At 73.5% G+C, this 6243-nt stretch carries 7 protein-coding genes; 4 read left to right on the top strand and 3 right to left on the bottom strand.

Annotated features, from left to right (window positions below):
• From Q2100_RS29060 to Q2100_RS29045, 4 genes are all read left to right on the top strand, one after another.
• Positions 1–838 (top strand): 4Fe-4S domain-containing protein (locus Q2100_RS29060; RefSeq protein WP_302916821.1); only part of this gene is annotated, 838 nt, incomplete at its 5' end.
• Between the two features lie 4 nt (positions 839–842).
• A complete protein-coding gene (locus Q2100_RS29055; protein WP_302916820.1) occupies positions 843–1469 on the top strand; it encodes a precorrin-8X methylmutase in 627 nt (208 codons plus the stop codon).
• Positions 1466–2947, top strand: a complete 1482-nt coding sequence (locus tag Q2100_RS29050; protein WP_302916819.1) for a precorrin-2 C(20)-methyltransferase — start codon at positions 1466–1468, stop codon at positions 2945–2947. Before Q2100_RS29055 ends, Q2100_RS29050 begins: the two co-directional genes overlap by 4 nt.
• A 12-nt stretch (positions 2948–2959) precedes the next feature.
• On the top strand, positions 2960–4024 hold the full coding sequence (locus Q2100_RS29045) for a phosphotransferase family protein (protein WP_269895359.1): 1065 nt from the start codon (positions 2960–2962) through the stop codon (positions 4022–4024).
• On the opposite strand, the gene Q2100_RS29040 is transcribed toward Q2100_RS29045, so the two are convergent.
• The 3 genes from Q2100_RS29040 to cbiT form a co-directional block, all read right to left on the bottom strand.
• On the bottom strand, positions 4011–4733 hold the full coding sequence (locus Q2100_RS29040) for a cobalt-precorrin-6A reductase (protein WP_302916822.1): 723 nt from the start codon (positions 4731–4733) through the stop codon (positions 4011–4013). The two genes, Q2100_RS29045 and Q2100_RS29040, sit on opposite strands and share 14 nt — an antisense overlap.
• 21 nt (positions 4734–4754) lie before the next feature.
• Complete coding sequence (gene cobM / locus Q2100_RS29035) at positions 4755–5510, bottom strand: precorrin-4 C(11)-methyltransferase (RefSeq protein WP_302916818.1); 756 nt, start codon at positions 5508–5510, stop codon at positions 4755–4757.
• The coding region (cbiT, locus tag Q2100_RS29030) for a precorrin-6Y C5,15-methyltransferase (decarboxylating) subunit CbiT (protein WP_302916817.1) at positions 5507–6243 on the bottom strand (737 nt) is incomplete at its 5' end. The genes cobM and cbiT, both read right to left, overlap by 4 nt.

The following is a 6243-nucleotide window of genomic DNA, read 5'->3' as shown; positions in this document are numbered from 1 at the left end:
GTCGCCGCTGTCCGGCCGCGCCGGGGGCGCCGCCGACGTCCGCGCCCTGGTAGGTCTGCTGGACAACGGCATCCAGGCCGCGCCGGAACTGGCCGGGCTGTCCGGCCGGTTCTGGTTCGGCCTCGATGACGGCCGCGGCGACGTCTCCGGACTGGCCGCCGACGTCGGCGTGCACATGCTCGACGGCGAGACCGCCGCGCTGGTGCTGGCCGGCCGCGACACCGGAGTGCGGCTGGCCTCCGCCGACGTGGTCGCCACGCTCGTCACGATTGCCGAGCGGTTCGCCGCCTCCCGCGGAACATGCTGGCGCGTCGCTGAACTCGCCGACATCGAGCCCCTGCTCGACGGGTTCGACCGGCAGGCCCCGGCGGGCCGGACATGGCCGCCGTCGGCCCGGCCGCCCGTCGGGTGGCTGCCCCAGGGCGACGGCCGCGTCACCCTGGGCGCCGCGGTCCCCCTCGGCGTGCTGCAGGCCCGGGTCGCCGAATTCCTGGCCGCAATCGAGGCGCCGATGGTGATCACGCCGTGGCGTTCGGTGCTGGTGCACGACCTGGACGAGGGCGTCGCCGACGTCGCGCTGCGGGTGCTGGCGCCGATGGGCCTGATCTTCGACGCGAACTCGCCGTGGCTGGACGTCAGCGCGTGCACCGGGAGCCCGGGGTGTGAACGCTCCGCGGCCGACGTGCGTGCCGACGCCGCCGCCGCCGTCCACACCCCCGCCGAGGGCCACCGCCACTTCGTCGGCTGCGATCGCGCCTGCGGCAGCCCCGCCACTGGTGACGTGCTCGTGGCGACCGACTCCGGCTACCGGCGGCGGGTGTCGCGCACCGTAGGGTGAGCGCGTGCTCGACTACATCCGCGACGCCGCGGAGATCTATCGGCAGTCGTTCGCGACCATCCGCGCCGAGGCGGATCTGACCCGTTTCCCCGCCGACGTCGCGCGGGTGGTGGTGCGGTTGATCCACACCTGCGGTCAGGTCGACGTGGCCGAGCACGTGGCCTTCACCGCCGACGTCGTCGCCCGCACCCACGCCGCGCTCGCCGCGGGCGCCCCCGTGCTCTGCGACTCCTCGATGGTCGCCGCGGGAATCACCCGGTCCCGGCTGCCCGCCGACAACGAGGTGGTGTCGCTGGTCGCCGACCCGAGGGCGGCCGCACACGCCGAGCGCACCGGAAACACCCGGTCTGCGGCCGCGGTGGAACTGTGGGCCGACCGGCTCGGCGGCGCCGTGCTCGCCATCGGCAACGCGCCGACCGCGCTGTTCCGGCTGCTCGAGCTGATCGACGCCGGCGCGCCGGTTCCGGCCGCGGTGCTCGGTGGGCCGGTCGGGTTCGTCGGCTCCGCGCAGTCCAAGCAGGAACTCGTCGACAACCCGCGCGGCATCGCCTATCTGATGGTGACCGGGCGGCGCGGCGGCAGCGCGATGGCGGCCGCCGCCGTGAACGCGATCGCGAGTGAGCACGAATGAGGGGCACGCTCTGGGGTGTCGGCCTTGGACCCGGCGATCCCGAACTCGTCACCGTCAAGGCGGCCCGGGTGATCGGGCAGGCCGACGTGATCGCCTACCACAGCGCCCGGCACGGCCGCAGCATCGCCCGCGGCATCGCCGAACCCTATCTGCGCGACGGACAGATCGAGGAGCACCTCGTCTACCCCGTCACGACCGAGACCACCGACCACCCCGGCGGCTATGCCGGCGCCATCGAGGACTTCTACCGCGAGGCCGCCGAGCGGATCGCCGCCCACCTGGACGCGGGCCGCGACGTGGCGCTGCTGGCCGAGGGCGACCCGCTGTTCTACAGCTCCTACATGCACATGCACACCCGGCTCACCGAGCGCTTCGACGCGGTGATCGTGCCCGGGGTGACGTCGGTGAGCGCCGCGTCCGCGGCCACCGGCATCCCGCTCGTCCAGGGCGACGAGGTGCTGACCATCCTGCCCGGCACGTTGCCCGCCGACGAGTTGCGCCGCCGCCTCGCCGACACCGACGCCGCCGTGATCCTCAAGCTCGGACGATCCTATCCGGTTGTGCGAGAGGCACTTTCGGCGGCAGATCGGCTCGACGGCGCCTTCTACGTGGAGCGGGCGAGCACGCCGGCGCAGCGGGTGCTGCCCGCGGGTGAGGCGGACGCCGACGCCGTGCCCTACTTCTCGATCGCAATGCTGCCCGGTGGTCACCGCCGCCCGCCGCTGCCCGCCGGCGTCGCCGTGGTGGGCCTGGGACCCGGTGACCCGGACTGGCTGACGCCGCAGAGCCGCCGGGAACTGGCCGCGGCCACCGACCTGATCGGCTACGCCCCCTACCTGGACCGGGTCCGCCCGCGCGCCGACCAGCGCAGGCACCCCAGCGACAACACCGACGAACCCGCCCGCGCCCGCCTGGCGTGCGAACTGGCGCAGCAGGGCCGCGCCGTCGCCGTGGTGTCCTCAGGCGACCCGGGGGTGTTCGCGATGGCCACCGCGGTGGTGGAGGAAGCCAAGCAGTGGCCCGGTGTCGAGGTGCGGGTGATCCCGGCGATGACGGCGGCGCAGGCCGTCGCCAGCCGGGTCGGCGCTCCGCTGGGCCACGACTACGCGGTGGTGTCGCTGTCCGACCGGCTCAAGCCGTGGGACGTGATCGAGAAGCGCCTGGCCGCCGCGGCCGCCGCCGATCTGGTGCTCGCCATCTACAACCCGGCGTCGAAGTCGCGGACCTGGCAGGTCGGCGCGGCGCGCGATCTGCTGCTGCGCCACCGCGACGCCGACACCCCGGTGGTGATCGGGCGCGACGTCGCCGGACCCGAGGAACGGATCACGGTGGTACGACTGGCCGATCTGGACCCCGCCGACGTGGACATGCGCTGCCTGCTGATCGTGGGGTCCTCCCAGACCCAGTGGTACCGCGACGATTCCCACGGTGACGACTCCGGTGACCGGGTTTTCACACCACGGCGCTATCCGACCTGATAGGTACTCTGCATGACTTCGACCGTCTCGATCCCCGCGCGGCCCACCGACATCACTCCGCAGTGGCTGACCTCTGTGCTGGGCGCCGACGTCCGCGAGGTGGACGTCGCGCCGATCGGGACCGGCCAGACCGGCGCCACCTACCGGCTGTCGGTCGGCTACGGCGACACCGACGTGCGCCTGCCCGCCACCTTCGCGGTGAAACTGCCCGCCCAGGACGAGGCGGTGCGCGAGCGCGTCACCCTCGGCTACCTGTCCGAGCACGCGTTCTACCAGTCGCTCGCCGACCGCACCACGGTTCCCGTTCCGGACTGCTACCACTGCGAGATCGACCGCGACGGAGCGGATTTCGTGTTGCTGCTGGCCGACATGGCGCCCGCGGTGCAGGGCGACCAGATCGCCGGGTGCAGCGCCGAGGAGGCGCGGCTCGCCGCGGTCGCGATCGCGGGCCTGCACGGGCCCAGCTGGGGTGACGAGGACCTGGCGGCCACCCCCGGCATCGCGATGGTCAAGCCGGACGCGGCCACGGCCCAGGGCATGGGCGACGTCGCCAGGATGGCCGCCGACATGACGATCGAGAAGCTGGGCGACAAGGTGTCGCCGCAGGATCGCGAGACGCTGGTCGAGGCCATGTCGGTGGTGACGCCGTGGCTGCTGACCGAGCCCGACCGGTTCTCCCTGCTGCACGGCGACTACCGGCTCGACAACCTGCTCTTCGACCCCGACCGCACCCGCGTGACGGTGGTGGACTGGCAGACCCTCGGCGTCGGACTGCCGGCCCGCGACCTGGCGTACTTCCTGGCCACCAGCCTGCCGTCGGAGCTGCGCCCGCAGGTCGAACGCGACCTGGTCGAGGCCTACCACCGCGAGCTGCTCACCCACGGGGTGGCGGACTACAGCGCCGAGGACTGCTGGCGCGACTACCGGCTCGGCACGCTGCAGGCGCCGCTGATCACCGTGCTGGGCTGCGCGTTCGCCTCCTCCACCGAGCGCGGGGACGACATGATGGCGGTGATGGCGCAGCGCGGCTGCCAGGCGATCCGCGACCTCGGGGCCCTCGAGCTCATCGAGAGCTGATCCAGCCCACCGCCTCGTCGACGGTGTGCACCGTGTCGACCCCTGCGGGCAGCGGCGGGCGGTCGACCATCACCACCGGCAGCTCCAGGGTGGCCGCCGCGTCGAGCTTCGCCCGCGTCATGTCGCCGCCGCTGTTCTTGGTGACCACGGCGTCGATGCGACGGTCCCGCATGAGCTGCAGTTCCTCGTCGTAGCGGTAGGGCCCGCGGGACAGCAGCAGCTCGTGCCGCCGTGGCAGCACCGCGGCGTCGGGGGCGGTGACGGCGCGGATCAGGAACCAGGCGTCGACGTCGGCGAAGGCCGCGATGCCGGAACGGCCGGTGGTCAGGAACACTCGTGAGAATCGTTGACGTGCAACCGTTTCAGCGGCCTCTCGGTCCGAATCGACGACGATCGCGGCGCCGTGCGGCCACGCCGGGCGGGCCAGCACCAGGTGCGGCACCCCGGCTTGCGCGCAGGCTTTCGCCGCGTTGGCGGTGATGGTGGCGGCGAACGGGTGCGTCGCGTCGACCACGGCGTCGACGCCGGCCTCCGCCAACCAGTGGCGCAGTCCCTCGACGCCTCCGAATCCGCCGACGCGCACCTCACCGACCGGCAGCGCCGGATCGGGCACCCGGCCGGCCAGCGAACTGATCACGTGCACAGCGGGATGCAGCCGGGCGGCGAGCGCGCGGGCCTCGCCCGTGCCGCCGAGCAGCAGCACCCGCAGCCGGGTGGTCACCGGCTCACCTCAATGCCGCCCGCGCCGCGTCCGGCCGCTCGAGTACAGGTAGCTGTCGGTGAATCCCTCGGCGGCGAGGACCTCGCCGACGACGATCACGGCGGTGCGGGTGATGCCGGCCGCGTGCGTCCGCTCCGCGAGTTCCGCCAACGCGCACCGGACCACCACCTCCTGCGGCCAGCTCGCGAATGCCACCACGGCGCAGGGGGTTTCGGGCCGGTATCCACCGGCGAGCAACTCCGGCACGATCCCGTCGATCTGGGCGGCCGCCAGGTGCAGCACCAGCGTCGCGCCGGGGGCCGACAGGGTGCGCAGGTCCTCCCCCGCAGGCATCGCCGTCGACAGCGTCGCCACCCGGCTCAGCGTGACCGTCTGGGCGACCCCGGGCACGGTCAGCTCGCGGCCGAGCGCGGCCGCGGCGGCGGCGAACGCCGGCACGCCGGGGACGATCTCGTAGTCCACCCCGAGGTCGTCGAGGCGGCGGCACTGCTCGGCCAGTGCGCTGTAGATCGACGGGTCACCCGAGTGCAGTCGCGCCACGTCCAGTCCCGCGGCGTGCGCCTCGGCCAGTTCGCCGACGATCTGCTCGAGCGTCAGCGGCCCGGTGTCGACGATCTTCGCGTCCGGCGGGCAGGAGGCCAGCAGGTCGTCGGGCATGATCGAGCCGGCATAGAGGCATACCGGGCACCGTTGCAGCAGTCGCTGCCCGCGCACGGTGATCAGGTCGGCGGCGCCCGGGCCGGCACCGATGAAGTAGACGGTCACGGTGTCACCACCGACCACTGGGTGACCGGCATCGCCGGCCGCCACCCGGTGAACCCGCCCAGCGGCTCGCCCCGGTAGTGCTGGAACCGGCGCAACTCACCGCCGAGCCGTGAATACCACTGCAGTACAAGCGCTTCAGACTCCGCGGTGACGGTGTTGACTACCAGCCGCCCACCGGCGGGCAGGCGCTCGACGCAGGCGTCCAGAAGTCCCGGTGCGGTGACGCCGCCACCGACGAAGATCGCCGCGGGTGTCGGCACGCCTGCCACGCCCGCACTGCTGAGTTCGGCGGCGCCGAACGCCTGGGGGGCGGCGCCGCGCACGTCCACGCGAACCCCGAACGCCTCGGCGTTCGCCACGATGCGGGCGCGACGTCGCTCGTCGGACTCGAAGGCGACCGCCGAACACCCCGGGCCGCTGCGGCACCACTCGACGGCGATGCTGCCCGCACCGGCGCCCACGTCCCACAGCAGTTCCCCGGGACGGGGGGCGAGGCCAGCGAGGGTGACGGCGCGGATGCCGTGCTTGGTGATCTGCCCGTCGTGGTCGAACGCGTCGTCGCCCGGCCACGCCACCCGCTCGTCGGGCAGGTATCGCACCGCCACGACGTTGAGGTCGTCGACGTCGGCGGGCGCCCGGCCGGCCCACTGCGCGGCGGTGCCGTTGCGGCGCCGTTCGTCGGGGCCGCCGACTTGCTCGAGCACGGTGAGCTCGGAGTCGCCCCGGCCGTGCG

It is taken from the genome of Mycolicibacterium arseniciresistens (genome assembly GCF_030519285.1).
Lineage (GTDB): Bacteria > Actinomycetota > Actinomycetes > Mycobacteriales > Mycobacteriaceae > Mycobacterium > Mycobacterium arseniciresistens.
Note: the sequence above shows the minus strand (reverse complement) of the source record. Positions and strands in the feature narration are given on the sequence as shown.

Coding starts and splice junctions, on each gene's coding strand:
- Q2100_RS29050 (WP_302916819.1), top strand. CDS start 1,466: ATGAGGGGCACGCTCTGGGGTGTCGGCCTTGGACCCGGCGATCCCGAA.
- Q2100_RS29045 (WP_269895359.1), top strand. CDS start 2,960: ATGACTTCGACCGTCTCGATCCCCGCGCGGCCCACCGACATCACTCCG.